Origin of the sequence: Paenibacillus sp. FSL W8-0194 (assembly GCF_037969745.1) — a bacterium.
GTDB classification, from domain to species: Bacteria; Bacillota; Bacilli; order Paenibacillales; family Paenibacillaceae; genus Paenibacillus_AQ; species Paenibacillus_AQ cookii.
Genome location: NZ_CP150205.1, coordinates 5917053 through 5937161, shown reverse-complemented (window position 1 = coordinate 5937161; position 20109 = coordinate 5917053). Strand labels below are relative to the sequence as shown.

The 20109-nt window shown below is 50.5% G+C and carries 14 protein-coding genes and 3 rRNA genes; 4 read left to right on the top strand and 13 right to left on the bottom strand.

Annotated features, from left to right (window positions below; genetic code table 11):
* Positions 1-135: 135 nt before the first annotated feature.
* Positions 136-324 (bottom strand): sigma factor G inhibitor Gin, encoded by a 189-nt coding sequence (locus tag MKY58_RS27400; RefSeq protein ID WP_036712682.1) that lies wholly within the window; start codon positions 322-324, stop codon positions 136-138.
* A gap of 212 nt (positions 325-536) precedes the next feature.
* On the opposite strand from MKY58_RS27400, the gene MKY58_RS27395 reads away from it, so the two are divergent.
* Complete coding sequence (locus MKY58_RS27395; RefSeq protein ID WP_339322849.1) at positions 537-1061, top strand: hypothetical protein; 525 nt, start codon at positions 537-539, stop codon at positions 1059-1061.
* Positions 1062-1125: 64 nt separating this feature from the next.
* Here the strand turns inward: MKY58_RS27395 and MKY58_RS27390 are convergent, their stop codons facing one another.
* The 6 genes from MKY58_RS27390 to gyrA form a co-directional block, all read right to left on the bottom strand.
* Positions 1126-1545, bottom strand: a complete 420-nt coding sequence (locus MKY58_RS27390; RefSeq protein ID WP_212953316.1) for a hypothetical protein — start codon at positions 1543-1545, stop codon at positions 1126-1128.
* A 359-nt stretch (positions 1546-1904) separates the two neighbouring features.
* A 5S ribosomal RNA gene (gene rrf, locus MKY58_RS27385) occupies positions 1905-2021 on the bottom strand.
* 145 nt (positions 2022-2166) lie between these two features.
* A 23S ribosomal RNA gene (locus MKY58_RS27380) occupies positions 2167-5096 on the bottom strand.
* A gap of 355 nt (positions 5097-5451) precedes the next feature.
* Positions 5452-7005 (bottom strand): 16S ribosomal RNA (locus MKY58_RS27375).
* Together the 16S, 23S and 5S rRNA genes form the textbook arrangement of a ribosomal RNA operon.
* A 338-nt stretch (positions 7006-7343) precedes the next feature.
* Positions 7344-8444 (bottom strand): HD-GYP domain-containing protein, encoded by a 1101-nt coding sequence (locus MKY58_RS27370; RefSeq protein ID WP_339322848.1) that lies wholly within the window; start codon positions 8442-8444, stop codon positions 7344-7346.
* A 226-nt stretch (positions 8445-8670) separates the two neighbouring features.
* Entirely contained in the window at positions 8671-11229 is a 2559-nt protein-coding gene (gene gyrA / locus MKY58_RS27365) for a DNA gyrase subunit A (RefSeq protein ID WP_339322847.1), read from the bottom strand.
* A gap of 466 nt (positions 11230-11695) precedes the next feature.
* Between gyrA and MKY58_RS27360 the strand changes: the two genes are divergently transcribed.
* Positions 11696-12520, top strand: a complete 825-nt coding sequence (locus MKY58_RS27360; protein ID WP_339322846.1) for a YheC/YheD family protein — start codon at positions 11696-11698, stop codon at positions 12518-12520.
* Positions 12521-12573: 53 nt separating this feature from the next.
* Here the strand turns inward: MKY58_RS27360 and gyrB are convergent, their stop codons facing one another.
* The 6 genes from gyrB to dnaA all read right to left on the bottom strand — a co-directional run bounded on the left by gyrB (position 12574) and on the right by dnaA (position 19060).
* Complete coding sequence (gene gyrB, locus MKY58_RS27355; RefSeq protein WP_036710784.1) at positions 12574-14487, bottom strand: DNA topoisomerase (ATP-hydrolyzing) subunit B; 1914 nt, start codon at positions 14485-14487, stop codon at positions 12574-12576.
* Positions 14488-14671: 184 nt separating this feature from the next.
* On the bottom strand, positions 14672-14923 hold the full coding sequence (locus tag MKY58_RS27350; protein ID WP_036710781.1) for an extracellular matrix/biofilm biosynthesis regulator RemA family protein: 252 nt from the start codon (positions 14921-14923) through the stop codon (positions 14672-14674).
* A gap of 12 nt (positions 14924-14935) precedes the next feature.
* Positions 14936-16048, bottom strand: coding sequence for a DNA replication/repair protein RecF (gene recF / locus MKY58_RS27345; protein WP_212951993.1), 1113 nt, complete (start codon positions 16046-16048; stop codon positions 14936-14938).
* 65 nt (positions 16049-16113) lie between these two features.
* Positions 16114-16332, bottom strand: a complete 219-nt coding sequence (gene yaaA / locus MKY58_RS27340; protein ID WP_036710775.1) for a S4 domain-containing protein YaaA — start codon at positions 16330-16332, stop codon at positions 16114-16116.
* 35 nt (positions 16333-16367) lie between these two features.
* Positions 16368-17510, bottom strand: a complete 1143-nt coding sequence (dnaN, locus tag MKY58_RS27335; RefSeq protein WP_339322845.1) for a DNA polymerase III subunit beta — start codon at positions 17508-17510, stop codon at positions 16368-16370.
* A 203-nt stretch (positions 17511-17713) separates the two neighbouring features.
* Positions 17714-19060 (bottom strand): chromosomal replication initiator protein DnaA, encoded by a 1347-nt coding sequence (gene dnaA, locus MKY58_RS27330; RefSeq protein WP_212951998.1) that lies wholly within the window; start codon positions 19058-19060, stop codon positions 17714-17716.
* Between the two features lie 433 nt (positions 19061-19493).
* On the opposite strand from dnaA, the gene MKY58_RS27325 reads away from it, so the two are divergent.
* Both MKY58_RS27325 and rpmH read left to right on the top strand, forming a co-directional pair.
* Positions 19494-19709, top strand: a complete 216-nt coding sequence (locus MKY58_RS27325) for a hypothetical protein (protein ID WP_339322844.1) — start codon at positions 19494-19496, stop codon at positions 19707-19709.
* Between the two features lie 237 nt (positions 19710-19946).
* Positions 19947-20081, top strand: coding sequence for a 50S ribosomal protein L34 (gene rpmH, locus MKY58_RS27320; protein WP_068778604.1), 135 nt, complete (start codon positions 19947-19949; stop codon positions 20079-20081).
* The last annotated feature ends 28 nt before the right edge of the window (positions 20082-20109 follow it).

Below are 20109 nucleotides of genomic sequence, written 5' to 3'. Positions count from 1 at the left end.
GTCATTCCCCGGTTATTTTCCGGATCTTAAAAAAAGGGCAGGCTTCACGCCTACCCTTCCTTCGTCCGCAATTTTGCGGTGCACGATATATCCAACGGTATCGAGGCTATTTTCGAATATGTTGCCAAGGTTGCCTTACGCTTGAGTCTGCATGCTGATCTGTCTCATCTGATGAATGAAAAAATGATATTTTGCATCGCCAGCATCGGTGTGCACCATTTCGCTTTCGCAATCCTCGCAAATGAACTGGGACACAATGGTGATCCCTTCCTCTTTTGCTTGGCCGCAAATAATACAGACGTGTTCGGTATGATTATCTTCCATCATCCATCCCACCTTGTTCCTTTGATTACTATGAAGTATGGCTCATTTTCTATTATTTTAAACCCTTTCATAGTTGTTTCATATCCCCAATGACCTACACCATTCTTATGCAACTGCGACTAAACGCGTGTTTGTACAAGAAAACTTAACGAATTGCTTTCCATCAGCCGATATATGAAATAAAGACATGAGGGGAGGAACGCTATTTTCCTATGATTGAGGAGAACCATAGTAACGCTACCTTTTATCATTATAAGTTAATCAAAAGGATTCCGGTAAAGCGGATGTTCGTCCGCTGTTATCTCCTTCTTCCTTATATCGCGCTCATTGCCGAGACCGTCATGATTTCCTGGAAAAGCCCGTTTTATTTTGCCTTGGCAGCTCCGCTCGTTTTCTGGATCCATTATGTCATCTCGCGCTCGGTACTGCTCCTTGCCGGACCTGCTTACCATAAACGGTGGAGGTTCTCCATGCGGCTGCCTTGGATTGGATACGTTACGGACCAGCATATCAGCTTCCGGTTGTTTCGCAAGGTCTATACGTATATTACAGGCATAGGGCTCGTTCTCTTTCTCATATTTCTGTTCCTGTCGCCTCTTTCATTTGTCGTCTCTTTGTTGTTCTGGCACTTCTGGCTGTTGCTGCCGCGTTTCTATGCCTATGCCCGCCTGTCCCGCCTCAGCAAAGACGGCATGATCAAATTTAACGCCCAGGATATTTCTTACTACAAACAGTGATTCAATTATGCAGATGATTCCCGCTGAATAAAAAAAGACCGGCATCCCTAAAGATGCTGGTCTTTTATGGTTTGGTGGAGTCGGTGCTTTTTACGGCCGCTTTGCCTTTAGCAAGAACGGTCACCGTAAAATAATCGTCGTGAATGGTCAAATGAACCACCCGGTTTTGCTTTTCAAACACCTTGGAGGTTCCCTCCGATTCGTCCGTGTTTTCGCGCCAACCCCACTCTTTTATTTTCTCCAAATACGCTTCAGGAAAGCTGTCCTTTTCCTTCAAACCGTTCATTGAATAACGGACATAATCTATTTTAGTATTCCCTATATTTCGGTCGGTTCGATTCGCTTCCTTAGGTACGGGAAAGGTTTTCTCATTGGCGGCACCTTCGAAAGATGACCACGTCGGTTCAGACTTTCCGCACCCGGCAAGCAGCAGCATGACGATACCCAACAAAAGAAGAGCATGCAGCCGAAAAGATCTGCGCATGTATGTCCTCCTTCTTCCAAGATCGTTCCTCTTAAAAACCTTCAATACACCTCCTGACATGTACACTCCATATTATACTTACAACTTTTGGCGTGTCGGTAACAAAAATGTTACTAAAGTTTAACAACAAATAAAGGTCTGAGGCCAAACCACTGCCCTTATTGCCGCATACGCATTTGAAGGACGTCTATACAAAAGCCTTATAGCGTATTTTGATCAAAACAAGCTTGCCCCAAAGGCTTACATGCATAGGCGCTCTTCTAATCCCATGCCCCGTGGCAGAAGTTTAGATCGCAAATAGGACCTTTCACTATAAAATAAAAAAACCACCGTCGATTGTTCATCAACAGTGGTCCTTCGCTTGGCAGCGTCCTACTCTCCCAGGACCCTTCGGTCCAAGTACCATCGGCGCTGGAGGGCTTAACGGTCGTGTTCGGGATGGGTACGCGTGGAACCCCTCCGCTATCGCCACCAAACGATTCAAGTGCTTTGATCACCTGAAAACTAGATACGAAACGTTTGCGTTTTAAATACTCCGTAGCATTTCCCGGTTTTTGTTCCGGGCCCCGCCAAAGTACTCGGAATCAGCTGCGAAGCTGCCCTTCACTTTGGTGGGTCATTTAGGATAAGCCCTCGACCGATTAGTATTGGTCAGCTCCATGCATTGCTGCACTTCCACCTCCAACCTATCTACCTCGTCGTCTTCAAGGGGTCTTACTAATTGGGAAATCTCATCTTGAGGGGGGCTTCACGCTTAGATGCTTTCAGCGCTTATCCCGTCCGTACGTAGCTACCCAGCCATGCTCCTGGCGGAACAACTGGTGCACCAGCGGTACGTCCATCCCGGTCCTCTCGTACTAAGGACAGCTCCTCTCAAATTTCCTACGCCCACGACAGATAGGGACCGAACTGTCTCACGACGTTCTGAACCCAGCTCGCGTACCGCTTTAATGGGCGAACAGCCCAACCCTTGGGACCTACTTCAGCCCCAGGATGCGATGAGCCGACATCGAGGTGCCAAACCTCCCCGTCGATGTGGACTCTTGGGGGAGATAAGCCTGTTATCCCCAGGGTAGCTTTTATCCGTTGAGCGATGGCCCTTCCATGCGGTACCACCGGATCACTAAGCCCGACTTTCGTCCCTGCTCGACTTGTAGGTCTCGCAGTCAAGCTCCCTTCTGCCTTTGCACTCTTCGAATGATTTCCAACCATTCTGAGGGAACCTTGGGGCGCCTCCGTTACTCTTTAGGAGGCGACCGCCCCAGTCAAACTGCCCGCCTGACACTGTCCCCGTACCGGATTACGGTACCAGGTTAGAACCTAGATACGATCAGGGTGGTATCCCAACGTCGCCTCCACCTAAGCTGGCGCTCAGGTTTCAAAGGCTCCCACCTATCCTGTACAGATCGTACCCAAATCCAATATCAAGCTGCAGTAAAGCTCCATGGGGTCTTTCCGTCTTGTCGCGGGTAACCTGCATCTTCACAGGTATTAAAATTTCACCGGATCTCTCGTTGAGACAGCGCCCAAGTCGTTACGCCATTCGTGCGGGTCAGAATTTACCTGACAAGGAATTTCGCTACCTTAGGACCGTTATAGTTACGGCCGCCGTTTACTGGGGCTTCGGTTCACAGCTTCGGGATTACTCCCTAACCGCTCCCCTTAACCTTCCAGCACCGGGCAGGCGTCAGCCCGTATACTTCGCCTTACGGCTTCGCACAGACCTGTGTTTTTGCTAAACAGTCGCTTGGGCCTTTTCACTGCGGCCCCCTCGTGCTATTCACACTACCGGGGCACCCCTTCTCCCGAAGTTACGGGGTCATTTTGCCGAGTTCCTTAACGAGAGTTCTTCCGCGCGCCTTAGAATTCTCTTCTCGCCTACCTGTGTCGGTTTGCGGTACGGGCACCTTCACCTGGCTAGAGGCTTTTCTTGGCAGTGTGAGATCATGACCTTCGGTACTATAATTTTCCCTCCCCGTCACAGCCTAGCCTTAACGATGTGCGGATTTGCCTACACATCAGCCTCACTGCTTGGACAGACATCCATCAGTCTGCGTCACTACCCTCCTGCGTCACCCCATTGCTCATAGCGGTTTACGGTGGTACAGGAATTTCAACCTGTTGTCCTTCGACTACGCCTTTCGGCCTCGCCTTAGGTCCCGACTTACCCTGAGCGGACGAGCCTTCCTCAGGAAACCTTGGGCTTTCGGCGGATCAGATTCTCACTGATCTTTTCGTTACTCATACCGGCATTCTCACTTGTATACGCTCCAGCGCTCCTTACGGTACACCTTCAACGCTGTATACAACGCTCCCCTACCCCTGATGCAAGCATCAAGCCATAGCTTCGGTGGTGTGTTTAGCCCCGTTACATTTTCGGCGCAGAGTCACTCGACCAGTGAGCTATTACGCACTCTTTAAATGGTGGCTGCTTCTAAGCCAACATCCTGGTTGTCTGTGCAACTCCACATCCTTTCCCACTTAACACACACTTGGGGACCTTAGCTGATGGTCTGGGCTGTTTCCCTTTTGACAATGGATCTTAGCACTCACTGTCTGACTCCCGGTCAATCAGTCTATGGCATTCGGAGTTTGACTGAACTTGGTAACCCTTGCGGGCCCCGCACCCAATCAGTGCTCTACCTCCACGACTGTACAACCGAGGCTAGCCCTAAAGCTATTTCGGGGAGAACCAGCTATCTCCGAGTTCGATTGGAATTTCTCCGCTACCCCCACCTCATCCCCGAATTTTTCAACATTCGTGGGTTCGGGCCTCCAGTGCGTGTTACCGCACCTTCACCCTGGACAGGGGTAGATCACACGGTTTCGGGTCTACGCCCACGTACTATAGTCGCCCTATTCAGACTCGCTTTCGCTGCGGCTACGGCTTCTCACCTTAACCTTGCACGGGAACGTAACTCGCCGGTTCATTCTACAAAAGGCACGCCATCACCCATAGATCGGGCTCTGACTTCTTGTAAGCACACGGTTTCAGGTTCTATTTCACTCCCCTTCCGGGGTGCTTTTCACCTTTCCCTCACGGTACTGTTTCACTATCGGTCGCTAGGGAGTATTTAGCCTTACCAGATGGTCCTGGCAGATTCATACGGGGTTTCACGTGCCCCGCACTACTCGGGATCCGTCTCGGAGGGAACTGACTTTCGGCTACAGGGCTTTTACCTTCTATGCCGGGCCTTTCCAGACCTCTTCGCCTAACCAGTTCCTTTGTAACTCCATGTGAGACGTCCCACAACCCCGGCCAGCAAGCTGACCGGTTTAGGCTAATCCGCGTTCGCTCGCCGCTACTGACGGAATCACTATTGTTTTCTCTTCCTCAGGGTACTTAGATGTTTCAGTTCCCCTGGTATGCCTCTTCATAACCTATGTATTCAGTTATGAGTGACTGACTATTACATCAGCCGGGTTTCCCCATTCGGACATCCCCGGATCAAAGCTTGCTTACAGCTCCCCGAGGCAGTATCGTTGTTCGCCACGTCCTTCATCGGCTCCTAGCGCCTAGGCATCCTCCGTGTGCTCTTAGTAGCTTAACCTTTGACTCCTGTTTGCCTCGCCTCGCTCCGTTGTTTTGTGCTTCGCACAAAGCCAAAGTCGCTCTTCGATTCAAACACTTGTCTGCTACTCTTTTACTAACTTGTTTTGACACAAGTTCAGCTAAAAGGATATTTCTAAAACGCAAATTCGTTTCGTTATCTAGTTTTCAAGGATCAATAATCATCCAGTTTTTCAACCGGACTTATATCATACCATCCTCAGCACTTCTTGTCACCAAGCAAGTTCTGGAAATCGTATGTGAGAGTTTGAACTCTCAAAACTGACCAACGAGTGAGATCGTTTTGCCTTACGGCATATTTGAATGTTTCCGTTGCAGGAAACGATTCTCCATAGAAAGGAGGTGATCCAGCCGCACCTTCCGATACGGCTACCTTGTTACGACTTCACCCCAATCATCTACCCCACCTTCGGCGGCTGGCTCCTTGCGGTTACCCCACCGACTTCGGGTGTTGTAAACTCTCGTGGTGTGACGGGCGGTGTGTACAAGACCCGGGAACGTATTCACCGCGGCATGCTGATCCGCGATTACTAGCAATTCCGACTTCATGCAGGCGGGTTGCAGCCTGCAATCCGAACTGAGACCAGCTTTGATAGGATTGGCTCCATCTCGCGATTTCGCTTCCCGTTGTACTGGCCATTGTAGTACGTGTGTAGCCCAGGTCATAAGGGGCATGATGATTTGACGTCATCCCCGCCTTCCTCCGGTTTGTCACCGGCAGTCATTCTAGAGTGCCCACCTTAAAGTGCTGGCAACTAAAATCAAGGGTTGCGCTCGTTGCGGGACTTAACCCAACATCTCACGACACGAGCTGACGACAACCATGCACCACCTGTCTCCTCTGTCCCGAAGGCCGCCTCTATCTCTAGAGGATTCAGAGGGATGTCAAGACCTGGTAAGGTTCTTCGCGTTGCTTCGAATTAAACCACATACTCCACTGCTTGTGCGGGTCCCCGTCAATTCCTTTGAGTTTCAGTCTTGCGACCGTACTCCCCAGGCGGAATGCTTAATGTGTTAACTTCGGCACCAAGGGTATCGAAACCCCTAACACCTAGCATTCATCGTTTACGGCGTGGACTACCAGGGTATCTAATCCTGTTTGCTCCCCACGCTTTCGCGCCTCAGCGTCAGTTACAGCCCAGAAAGTCGCCTTCGCCACTGGTGTTCCTCCACATCTCTACGCATTTCACCGCTACACGTGGAATTCCACTTTCCTCTTCTGCACTCAAGTCACCCAGTTTCCAGTGCGAACTAGAGTTGAGCCCTAGCCTTAAACACCAGACTTAAGTGACCGCCTGCGCGCGCTTTACGCCCAATAATTCCGGACAACGCTTGCCCCCTACGTATTACCGCGGCTGCTGGCACGTAGTTAGCCGGGGCTTTCTTCTCAGGTACCGTCACTCGGATAGCAGTTACTCTACCCGACGTTCTTCCCTGGCAACAGAGCTTTACGATCCGAAAACCTTCATCACTCACGCGGCGTTGCTCCGTCAGGCTTTCGCCCATTGCGGAAGATTCCCTACTGCTGCCTCCCGTAGGAGTCTGGGCCGTGTCTCAGTCCCAGTGTGGCCGTTCACCCTCTCAGGTCGGCTACGCATCGTCGCCTTGGTGAGCCGTTACCTCACCAACTAGCTAATGCGCCGCAGGCCCATCCGTAAGTGACAGATTGCTCCGTCTTTCATTACCGCTCCATGCGAAGCGATAAATTATCCGGTATTAGCTACCGTTTCCGGTAGTTATCCCGGTCTTACGGGCAGGTTGCCTACGTGTTACTCACCCGTCCGCCGCTAACCATCAGAGGAGCAAGCTCCTCATCAAGTCCGCTCGACTTGCATGTATTAGGCACGCCGCCAGCGTTCGTCCTGAGCCAGGATCAAACTCTCCAAGAAAGTTTGTGACTCATTTTGAATCTGACGAGAATTTAATTCTCATTGTTTGCTCCGCAAATCATCCAGCCATAGACTTGGACCGATTTGCTTCGCGATCGGCTTTGCAAGCAAAGCCTGTATCTCACTCGTTGTTCAGTTTTCAAAGATCAAACTTTTCGTTTTCGTCGCCGCCGTTGTGTTCAGCAGCAACTTTTATAATATATCATGTTTTGTTTCTTAATGCAAGCTTTTTTTTGAAAGTTTATTGAAAAACATTTTAAAAAGCTGCATTCTATTTCATCATGTCTTTGTGAAGACAAGAATTAATATAACACAGCTTCGTTAAGTATGTCAACTATTTAATTTGAAGATAAAACTTCTTCAATGTACAATTGGGGTTTTTGCGCCAAATTAATAATCTCGCCGCCTATGGACACCATAGGACGCGTCGGTTGATTTCGGTCCGTAAACACGATTTCCCCGATTTGATGATTACTAAGCCGTACCTTTGTGCCGTTGTGGAACTCCGTCGCCTTTTGGATAAATATTCGAACGAGCGTCGGATCCAGCTTGCCGAAAGCCTCGGAATGAATTTGCTCCAACACGATGTAAGGCGACTGAGCCTTCCGGTAAATTCGGCGAAGAGTCATGGCATGGAAAATATCCGTGATCCCCACGATTTTTGCGTAGACATGGATTTTGCTGCCCTCAAGCCGTAGCGGATACCCCGTTCCATCGATTTTTTCGTGATGCTGAAGCGCCGCAAGCCTGACGCCTTCGTTGATGGCTTTGACGTTTTTTAGGATTTGGTAGCCGTATGCCGTATGCCTGCGCATCTCCTCCGCTTCCGCAACGGTCAGAGGACTTGGTTTATACAATATCGCCGGATCGATCTTGGCATTTCCGATATCATGGAAAAGACCCGCAAACGCGGCCTGCATCCAATCCTTCTGCTGCAGCCCGCTCCATTTGGCAAGCAAATACGAAGAAAGTGCGCATAATACGCTGTTATGGAATATATAGTCATACTCATTCATCGTTCTTGGGACGAACGTCAACGGATTATATTCCTTGATATGTCCGATAGCCGCTTCGAGTTGGTTGCGAAGCTCATATATCGGCAGCCCCCCGGCAATAACGGATTGATGAGCGCTTTTCATCAACGAAATCAATTTTTCGTATTCCTCATAAAAAGAGGCCATTTTGGTCGGCAATGCCGGTTCGTCCACTGCCCGCTCGTTTACGGCCGCGACCTGGCCCACAGCGTTTGAGAATCCGTTTTGGGGTTCCATCTCCCCCATATCCACTTCGACCTGCGGCACCATAAAAGCACGCAAAATATCCAAATCGCGCGGGAGAAGAACCGTGCCTTTGCGCATCAGCAATCCGCCCAGCGGTGTATGTACATCTTTTTCTAGCTTGATACCAGGTTTCAATTCGGAAATAGATATGCTGGCCATAACGATGATTCCCTCGCTAACTTTTATCCATGGATAATGGCAATATACTCCATTATATTACGTATAGCAGGTCTGTACAATCTTTATTAACAGTTTATGAAACGAGGATGTTCCTCTTTTTTTATGGCGTAAATGAAACAATGAGTGTTTTTACATGCAGATGGTTTGAACGCAAAAAAGAGCACAGCTTCTGATCGCTCAAAAGCCATGCTCTTTCGACTATCGTTTACGCTTCATCGGAGGAATCGTCCGCGTCCGAATTCGCTCCCTCTTCTGCTCCATTTCCCGGCGCTTCCGCGTCGGACGAAGGATTCAGTCCGGTCTCCTCGGACTCAACGCCTTCTTCTCCTTCTTCCGGCTCCTCGCTCTTATCGACGCGGCATACCGTGGCAACGGCATCGTCCTCGCGGATGTTGATGAGCTTCACGCCCTGCGTATAACGGCCCATAATGGAAATGCCGTCGATGCTGGTGCGGATCAGGGTACCGCTCGACGTAATGATCATCAGATCCTCATCCGGTTTTACGACCTTGAGGCCTACGACCGGACCGTTTTTCTCGGTCACGTTCAACGTCTTGATCCCCTTGCCGCCGCGGGTTTGCGAACGGTAATCGCTCAGAGGCGTCCGCTTGCCGTAACCCTTCGCCGTAACGATCAGCGTGTCCAGATCCTTGTCGACGACGTCCATGCCGATGACATGATCGTCATCATCCAGCGTGATCCCTTTGACGCCGGTTGCGCTCCGGCCCATGGAACGAACGTCATTTTCCGAGAACCGGATCGACATCCCCTGTGCCGTCGCCATGATGACTTCCTGCTGGCCGTCGGTTAATTTGACCTCGATCAGGGAATCATCTTCACGTAGGTTGATCGCGATCAAACCGCCTTTGCGGATATTGACGTAATCCTCAAGCGGCGTTTTTTTGACGATCCCGCTCCGCGTTACAAAGAACAGGTACTTGTCGTTTTCGAACTCCTCCACCGGAATGACGGCGTTGATCGTCTCTCCCTGTTCGATCTGGATCAGGTTGATGATCGCCGTGCCGCGGGCGGTTCGGCTGAGCTCAGGAATCTCATACGCTTTAAGCCGGTACACCTTGCCCCGATCGGTAAAGAACATCAGGTAATGGTGGGAGTTGGTGACGAACAAATGCTCGACGAAATCCTCGTCCTTCGTATCCATCCCCACGACGCCGCGTCCGCCGCGTTTTTGGCTGCGGTACGTATTGGCCGGCAGCCGTTTGACGTAGCCGGTATGCGTAATGGTGATGACCACTTCCTCGCGCGGAATGAGATCCTCGTCCAAAATGCTTTCTTCGCCAATCGTAATTTCGGTACGGCGCTCATCGGCAAAACGCTCTTTGATTTCGATCAGCTCGTTGCTGATGATTTCCAGCACCAAATGCTGGTTGGCCAAAATTTCTTTATATTCGGCAATCTTAACCATCAGTTCCTGGTATTCATTTTCGATTTTCTCGCGTTCCAGTCCGGTCAGGCGCTGCAAACGCATCTCGAGAATCGCTTGCGTCTGCTCGTTGCTCAGTCCGAAGCGTTCGATCAAACGATCGCGGGCGATATCGGTCGTTTGCGAGGAACGGATAATCGAGATAACTTCGTCCAAATGATCCAAAGCGACGCGCAAACCTTCGAGAATATGGGCGCGTGCTTCGGCTTTTTTCAAATCGTATTCCGTCCGCCGGCGAATAACCTCGATCTGATGCTCCAGGTAGTAGTTCAAAACGTCCCTTAAGCTCAGCACCTTCGGTTCGTTTTTGACGATCGCCAGCATATTGATGCCGAACGTGGATTGCATCGCCGTATGCTTGTACAAATTGTTCAGCATAACGCTCGGGTTCACGTCACGGCGAAGTTCGACGACGACCCGCATACCGTTACGGTCGGATTCGTCCCGCAGGTCGGTAATGCCGTCCAGTCTTTTTTCGCGCACGAGTTCCGCGATTTTTTCGACCAGACGGGCCTTGTTGACCTGGTACGGGAGCTCGGTAACGATAATCCGCGCCTTGCCGTTGTTCTCTTCGATCTCGGCTTTGGCACGCATCGTGACGGAGCCGCGGCCGGTTTCGTAAGCCTGGCGGATGCCGTGGCGTCCGAGGACATAACCGGCGGTCGGGAAATCCGGACCCTTAATATATTCCATCAATTCCAGTGAAGTAATGTCGGGATTTTTGATCAGGGCAAGCACCCCGTCAATGACCTCGCCGAGATTATGCGGCGGAATATTCGTCGCCATCCCGACGGCGATACCCGAAACGCCATTCACCAAAAGGTTCGGATACCGCGCAGGCAGCACGACGGGTTCCAGCTCTTCACCGTCATAGTTTTCCGTAAAATCAATGGTTTCTTTGTTAATGTCGCGCAGCATCTCCTGGGCGATCTTCGAAAGCCGTGCTTCGGTATAACGCATCGCGGCCGGAGCGTCTCCGTCGATGGAGCCAAAGTTGCCGTGCCCTTCGACAAGCATATAGCGCATCGAAAAATCCTGGGCCATGCGGACCATTGTCTCATAAGCAGGCGCGTCACCGTGCGGATGGTACTTACCGATGACCTCGCCGACGATTCTCGCCGATTTTTTAAACGGCTTATCCGGCGACAAGCCAAGCTCCGACATCGCATAGAGCACGCGCCGGTGTACCGGCTTGAGTCCATCGCGCACATCCGGCAAAGCCCGGCTCACAATGATGCTCATCGCATAGTCCATAAAGGACTCGCGCATTTCGACACCAATGTCCCGCTCCTTAATCTGGGGATTTTTTTCTTCCGCCATGGTGGACCTCCTCCATTTCCCTCAACAAACAAGCATACGGCCTATATAGAATCAACGAATCTTTTACTTCCATACGGGCATAAAACGGCAAGCCGCAATCCGCCGGCGAACGGGGAAAGCAGTACCGCTTCATGTGCCAAAATAGATAAAAACCACTAATCTTTATTATATTACTTTCACAAAAAGAGCACAATTAAACGTTTGGCCTTGTTTAGATGACCGGTCGCCCAACTTGCCTCTGTTCTGGGGATTCGCCCTACCCTCTTCCTGCCCGGGACATATACTGATAGGCAAAAGGATTTATGTTTCGGGAGTCTAAAATTTCAATTATCCATATCTTCATATTATACCATTCATTTGCTCCCTTGTCCTATGTTTTACGCATTCCATGAAGCATTTTACAATTCTCGACCGCCTTTGTTCCCCCTGCTTCCTACTACAACCTTCACGGAAAGGATGCGATGACTTGTCCATACAGCGTGTTTCGAGCAAATGGGCCAAAACCAAGGTGCTCATGCGGAATAAGCAAATAGCGGCCTATATTCCCCTTACGATGAAGTACTCGCAGGATGCGCTCAACGAAATGATGCAAAACGAAATGATGGTATATATCAAGCCCGATGTCGGGACGTACGGCAACGGCGTGATGTGCGCCGAGCGTTTTACGGAAACCGGAGATTCCGCAGAAATCGAAAACGGGACATCGGCCCCCGAACGATACAAGCTTCATTACGGTACCAGCATTGAGGAGTTCGGCTCTTTAAACGATCTTCACCGTGCCGTACGCAACCAGATCGGCAAAAAGGTTTATCTTATCCAGCACGGCATTGCCAAACTTAAACACAAGGACCGTTCCTTCGACCTCAGGGTCTTGACGCAAAAAACGCCCCATGGCACCTGGGAGTCGACGGGCGTAATCGCGCGGGTGGCGGCCAAAAACAAAGTCATCACCAACTACCACAGCGGCGGCTCGGCAAAACTTCTCCATGAGGTGCTTAGTGATCACGCTTCCCGGCAAGAAATCAACGCGCTTGAAAAACAGCTGTACGCCCTGGGCGAGGATACGGGGAAACAGCTGCAGAAGGAATACCCGCGGTTAAAAGAGATCGGTCTGGACATCGCCCTGGACAAAAACTTGTATCCATGGATTTTGGAGGTGAACACGCTCCCGGCCATTTTTCCGTTCAAAAAGTTTTTCAAGGACAAAAGCGTGTACCGCCGCATCGAGCGATATGCGATCGCTTATGGGCGCATTTCCGCTCCCAAGGGCCGCCGCAAATCGAAGGCATAAGCAAAAATACGCAAAATAAAGAAGGAGCCGCGCGGGCTCCTTCTTGTCTTGATTTAAATATCCAGGTTTTTGACGTGTTTGGCATGCTCGTGGATGAAGTCGCGGCGAGGTTCGACGTTATCCCCCATCAGGGTATCGAACAAGATATCCGCCTGCATCGCATCCTCGATCGTCACCTGCAGCATGGTGCGGCTATCAGGGTCCATCGTCGTTTCCCAAAGCTGTTCAGGGTTCATCTCGCCCAAACCTTTGTAACGCTGGATCGTATATTTCGCGTTTTCGCCGAAGGAAGCGATGATTTCGTCGCGCTCCTTCTCCGAATTGGCGTACCGAATCGTTTTGTTGCGCTCGATCTTGAACAATGGCGGCTGCGCGATGTACACGTACCCCGCTTCAAGCAGCTGCCGCATATACCGGTAGAAGAACGTCAGCAGCAGCGTACGGATGTGCGCCCCGTCGACGTCGGCATCGGTCATGATAATCAGCTTATGGTAACGAGCCTTCGAGATATCGAAGTCTTCATCGCCGATCCCCGTCCCCATGGCCGTAACCATGGCGCGAATCTCCATGTTGGACAAGATGCGGTCCAGTCTCGCTTTTTCCACGTTCAAAATTTTACCGCGAATCGGCAAAATCGCCTGGAAGTGCCGGTCACGGCCTTGTTTGGCCGAGCCGCCGGCGGAGTCGCCTTCGACGATGTACAGCTCGCAGATCGATGCGTCCTTGGAGGAGCAGTCGGCCAGCTTGCCCGGCAGCGCGCTGATTTCCAACGCACTTTTGCGGCGCGTCAGTTCGCGGGCTTTGCGGGCGGCTTCGCGGGCACGGGATGCCTGCAGCGCTTTTTCGAGGATCCGTTTGGATACGGCAGGGTTTTCGCCCAAAAACTCCTGCAGCTTCTCGGAAAACAGGGATTCCACGATGCCGCGCACTTCGCTGTTGCCCAGCTTGGTTTTGGTCTGTCCTTCGAACTGGGGCTCCGGAATCTTGACGGAAATGATGGCCGTCAGACCCTCGCGGACGTCGTCGCCGGTCAGGTTGCCGTTGCTGTCTTTAATCATGCCGCTTTTGCGGGCATAATCGTTGATGATCCGCGTCAGCGCGCTCTTAAAGCCGGATTCGTGCGTACCGCCTTCATGCGTGTTGATGTTATTCGCGAAAGAATAAATATTCTCCGTATAGCTATCGTTGTACTGCAGCGCGATCTCGACCTGAATCATGTCGCGCGCGCCTTCGACGTAAATCGGCTGCTCATGGAGCGGTTCCTTTTTCTCGTTCAAATATTTGACGTATTCGATAATCCCGCCCTCGTATTTGAAGTAGTTGGAAGCGCCCGTCCGTTCGTCCGTCAGCGTCAGGGCAATGCCTTTGTTCAGGAAAGCCAGTTCTCTGATCCGGGTAAGCAGCGTGTTGTAGTCGTATTCCGTGGTCTCAGTGAAAATTTCCGGATCGGGCAGGAACGTTACCGTCGTACCGTGATCATCGGTGTCTCCGATGATTTTGATATCGTATTGAGGAACGCCGCGATGGTATTCCTGCTGATAGATATGGCCGTCACGCTTGACCTGCACGACCACTTTGGTCGACAGCGCGTTCACGACAGACACGCCCACGCCGTGCAAACCGCCGGAAACCTTGTATCCGCCGCCACCGAATTTACCGCCTGCATGCAGAACGGTCATAACGACTTCAAGCGTGGATTTTTTCATCTTGGGATGTTCGCCGACCGGAATGCCCCGCCCGTTATCGACGACGGTAATGCTGTTATCCTTGTGAACGATGACCTCGATGTGATCACATATGCCGGCCATCGCTTCGTCGATACTGTTGTCCACAACTTCCCATACGAGATGGTGAAGGCCTTTGGAGCTTGTGGACCCGATATACATACCTGGACGTTTGCGGACGGCTTCCAGACCCTCCAGAACCTGAATCTGACTCTCATCATATTGCGGTTGATTCATAGACATGCCTGTCACCTACTTCTATAAATTCTAAATCTGCTGTTGCGAGTACAACTGCGATGGAAAAGGAATCTCCTGCTAAGGATATTGCAACATCGTAAATAAAAAATCGCGCTTTATCGCAGCAAAAACTCTCGTGCGAAACCGTCTTGCCGGATTCAGAGAGTTCAATCCATGATTTTCGTATATATTAAGCGTTGGCCACAAATACCTTCGCCCGTTTTTTGAGTGTCGACGAGGAAATCGGGGAATAATAAACCGTGCTCTTCGTGATCACGATCGACTTGGGCTCCTCTTCGCCGATGAACTCCACGTTTTTGTGCTCGCAGGCGTGACTGACAAACTGCTTGGATATTTTTGAGGATTTCTCGATCGAAACGTCGAAAATGGCGACCAATTCCGCGGAGCGGATAATTCTTTCGCCGCCCAGGTGAATATACATACTCCCAACTCCTTAAGAGCCAATCCGTCCGTCGTGGACGTGAAAAACGCTGGCCTTTTTCAGTTTATCGGTATTCAGGCTCTCGATCCCCGTCGCCGTGATAAAGGTTTGCACTTTGGTCTGAAAGGTTTCGATCAGCTGCGTCTGGCGGTAAGGATCCAGTTCGGACAAGACGTCATCCAAAAGCAGGACGGGATATTCGCCGATCTCTTCATGGATCAGTTCGATTTCCGCCAGTTTCAGCGACAGTGCCGTAGTGCGCTGCTGCCCCTGGGATCCGTAGGTCTGCACTTCCTTGCCGTTGATATAAAAGGCCACATCGTCGCGATGAGGCCCGGCAAGCGTCATCCCGCGCCGAAGCTCCTGATCTTTCAGTTGTGATAATTTTAACATAAATTGTTCGAAAAGATAAGCTTCATCTTCCTCCGCCTCTTCGCCAAACGACGGAACATAGACAAGCTTGAGGTCCTCGCTGCCGTTCGTAATGCCGTGGTGGATGGACTCGGCCCATTTTTGCAGCTTTAAGATAAATTGTTTCCTCTTTTTGATGATTTTAACACCATGTTCAGCAAGCTGCTGGTCCCAGACCTCCAGAAGCCCCTGCTGCGGCTTGTCCTTGCCCCACATTTGCTTGAGCAGGTTGTTCCGCTGGTTCAGCACTTTCTGGTACTGCTGCAAATGGTATAAATACCCCGGCTGAACCTGTCCGATCTCCATGTCAAGAAAACGCCGGCGTACGCCTGGCGTTCCCTTTACGATTTCCAGGTCCTCGGGCGCAAACATGACGACGTTCAGCGATCCGATGAAATCGCTCAGTTTGCGCTGCTCCAGACCGTTAATTTTTGCTTTCTTCCCTTGGGGGGATAAATTCAAGTCGAGCGTCAGCTGGCCGTATTTTCGTTCCACCGCCGCGGAAACGTGCGCGCTTTTTTCCTGGAAGGAGATGAGCTCGCGGTCTCTCGAGGTCCGGTGGCTTTTCGTTAAGGCCAGAACAAAAATAGCTTCAACCAAATTGGTCTTCCCCTGGGCGTTTTGCCCGATCAGCAGATTGACGTCGCTGAAGGAATCCAATCGGAGCTCTTCGTAGTTGCGGTAATGCTGCAGGCTGATGCTTTTTACAAACACGTATGCTTCCTCCCCATCTCCCGCCGAATCGTCCCGCGCCGGAGCACGTCTTTATGAGGAGTATATCAGGACTCCCTGGATACGGTAAACTCGCCGCAATCCTCTACGCTCACCCGATCGCCCGGATACAGCTTGCGCCCCCGGCGTTCCTCAGGCTCTCCATTCACAAGCACATGGCCTTCCGCAAGAAGGGCTTTCGCCATCCCGCCTGTGGATATGCAATCGGCCAGCTTCAAAAATTGATCCAGCTTGATATATTCACTGTGGATAAATATTTCTTTCATCGCAAACGCCCTTCCTGTTGATAACTTTGGCTGCTTTAGTTCGTTGTCCGGTAAGGCAAAATGACGTAAGAGCTTTGGCTGTCATCCAACGGCTTGAGGATAATCGGGCTCATCATGCCGGTAAAGGCAATCATCAGCTGTTCGCTTTCCACGATTTTCAGCACGTCGAGCATATATTTGGAGTTAAAGGAGATGCGCAGCGGCTCGCCTTTAAAGTCGATGACATCCAGTTCTTCGCGCACTTTCCCGAGCTCGGACGAGCTGGACGAAATTTCGATTCCGCCGTTTTCCATCGTCTGCAGGCGAACGATGTTCGTTTTTTCCTCGCGGGACAACAAATAAGCGCGGTCGATCGACTCGCTCAATTTTTTTGTGTCCAAAATCAGTTCTGTTTTGTAGGTTGTCGGAATAATTCTAGTAGTATCCGGGTAAATGCCATCCAGAATACGGGAATAGAACAGGACGCGGTCCAGCTTGAACAGCACCTGGTTGTCGGCCACGACGATATCGATCAGCGTGTTTTGGTCCGGAATGATTTTGCTCAGCTCGTTCAGCGTTTTGCCGGCAATGACGACATTGCTGAACTTCACGTCATCCGCCCCCTCCAGGTGGGCCGAACGCGTGGCAAGCCGGTGGCGGTCCGTCGCCGTAAACTTCAGGTCGTTATGATCCAGGTTCCAAAGAACGCCGGTCAAAATCGGAGTCGTCTCCTGCGTGGAGATGGCAAACACCGTCTGGCGGATCATGTTTTTCAGCAGAGATCCCGGGAGGGAAATCGTCTGGTTGCCTTCGATGTCAGGCAGCACCGGGAATTCCTCCGGATCCAGCCCGACCATTTGAATTTCCGTCGAACCGGAAGAAATGAAGGTCTGGAATTGCTCTTTGACCTCCATTTGGATTTCTTGGGAAGGCAGTTTTTTGATGATTTCCACGAAAAACTTGGCAGGCAAAACGACGCTGCCGATTCTCTCCACCTGCACGATCGTCCGGTCGGCATCTTCGGCTGGAATAAACGATTGAATGGAAATGTCCGTATCGCTGGCGGTCAGCGTCACCCCTTGGTAGGTCACGTCCAGCTTGATGCCTCCGAGAATCGGAATGGTGGTGCGGCTGGAAATCGCTTTGGATACATGCTGAATGGATTCGTTAAGGACGTTTTTGAGAATGCTGATTTTCATCTTTTCACTCCTAGCAGGAAATTTCGGCTGGCAGAGGCAGCATGATGTCCGTTCCTCTTTTGCGCAGCTTTTATGGTTATATTTTTTATATTTAAAACATAGTAATAGCAGTAGGGGCGCTGAATATGTGGATAAGCCCACGAAACCTCAACAAATTAAGCCTATCCACATGTGTATAGATTGTGCATAGGCTTTGAACTTGTTCAGGTCGGATTTTTGATTTTTTCTGTAATGTTATTGATCACTTTAAACAGATCCTGGTCGGTTTTCAGCGACTGGGATATTTTTTCGTGCGCATGGATCACCGTCGTATGGTCCCGGCCTCCGAAAGCTTCCCCGATTTTGGGCAGGGAAAAATCCGTCAGCTCGCGCGAGAGATACATGGCGATCTGGCGCGGGAAGGCGACGGCTTTGGTTCGTTTGCGCGCCTTGAAGTCTTCCAGCTTCAAATTGTAGTATTCCCCGACTTTCTGCTGGATGTCCTGGATGGTGATCATCTTCGGACGGCTGGAAGGGATGATGTCCTTCAGCGCTTCGGCAGCCAGGTGCGTGGTGACGTCCTGATTGGTGAGCGACGAATAGGCGACGACCCGGATAAGGGCGCCCTCGAGCTCCCGGATGTTCGTGTCGATCTGGTTGGCGATGTACATCATCGCTTCGTTCGGGATGTCGAGATTTTCGGCCTTCGCTTTTTTGCGCAAAATGGCGATCCGCGTTTCCAAGTCCGGCGGCTGAATGTCGGTGATGAGTCCCCATTCGAAGCGGGAACGCAGCCGGTCTTCCAGCGTCGGAATTTCCTTCGGCGGCCTGTCGCTGGAAATGATGATTTGCTTCTGTTCCTCATGCAGCGCGTTAAATGTATGGAAAAATTCCTCCTGAGTCGATTCTTTCCCAGCCAGGAATTGAATGTCGTCAATCAGCAAAATGTCTACGTTGCGGTATTTGTTGCGAAAGCTTTCCGCCCGGTTGTCCCGGATGGAGTTGATGAATTCATTCGTGAATTTCTCCGAGGAAATGTACACGACGCGGCTTGCAGGGTTATGTTCCAGAATGTAATGGCCGATCGCATGCATCAGGTGCGTTTTTCCCAGCCCGACCCCTCCGTACAAAAACAAAGGGTTGTATGCTTTGGCCGGCGCCTCGGCGACGGCGAGCGATGCCGCATGGGCGAACCGGTTCCCGGATCCAATCACGAACGTATCGAAGGTGTATTTCGGATTCAGCATATGGGTGAATGCTTCTTCTTGGGTCACCTGAGGCATTGGAGCGGGCTGCTGGGGAACGACTTCTGCAGGCTTGTTCTCTTCGATGACGAATTTCACGTCAACCTGTTTGCCAAGTACTTCGTAAATCGTCGAGCTGACGAGCTTGGTATAGCGGCTTTCCAACCATTCAACAGCAAAGGTCGTAGGCGCGGAAATGACAATGGAGTGGTCATTCATCTGGATCGCTTTTGTTGCTTTAAACCAGGTGTCGAAGCTCGGCTTGCTTAGTTTGGTATGAATAATAGATAGGATTTGCTGCCATAATTCGGAAGTATGGCTGTCCACTAACTGTCACTCCTTTAAATCTTCCAAATGCGGCATTGGCCTCCGCTACTTGAGTGGAATTGTCGAAAAAAAATGAAACATGGCGTATTTATCCCCAAGTTTCACGGTCTGGAGAAAATAAAAAAAGTGGATAAATTAAAATTGTTCACAAGTTTATCCACAGCCTGTTAATAATATTATGGGTGAAAACAGATATTCACAACCAAAAGTAATATAATCATAGCAAAAGAATCCCTTTTTATCAATGTATGCGTCCATTTTATCCACAAATTCAATAAGTTGTGTATAAATCATATTCACAACACTATATATTGTTTATAAATTGTTTAAGTTTCGACAGTATTCCTAAAAACGGAAAATCGGTTGTGCACAGGTTGTGCCGGAAAAAAGGAAGTCGAGGCGATTTATGTGAACAAGTGGATAAGTAAGGTCTGTGGATTTTTACATGCTGCGACGAAAGATGCCTGTGGAAAACCTTGCTTTGCCCCTTCAGCCGAAATTTGAGGAGCGGTTGGAAAGGGAGGAACCGTTGGACCTGTGGATGACCTTTTTTGGACTGAGGTTTTATAATGAAATACGGATGGCCATTGTGGTCATTGCCGGATCAGAAGTTGAGTTCCCGATTTTTGGGCTTGGCGGCATGCTTTAGTCCGGTTTGGAGCGGATGAACCTATAAAAAAGAGGAAGAAGAGCGGCCGAAGGGAGAAAAAGAACGGCCCAAAAGGCGGACAAGCCGGATTGGCCGAATTTCGGATGCGAAAAGGGGAAGGGTTCAGGTTGACTTTTGGCCCTTGACATGGTTAAATGTATAAAGGCATTTTCTGTGTGAATGAAAATGAATTAACCATAAAGGTTATTTTAAATCCTGTAAGGGGGTGCGCAATACATGAGACCTACATTTAAACCAAATGTAAGCAAACGCAAAAAGGTACATGGCTTCCGGAAAAGAATGAGCACGAAAAACGGCCGTAAAGTGCTGGCAGCTCGTCGTCAGAAGGGCAGAAAAGTATTGAGTGCGTAAATTTCGTGCATAAAGACCACCGCGGTGG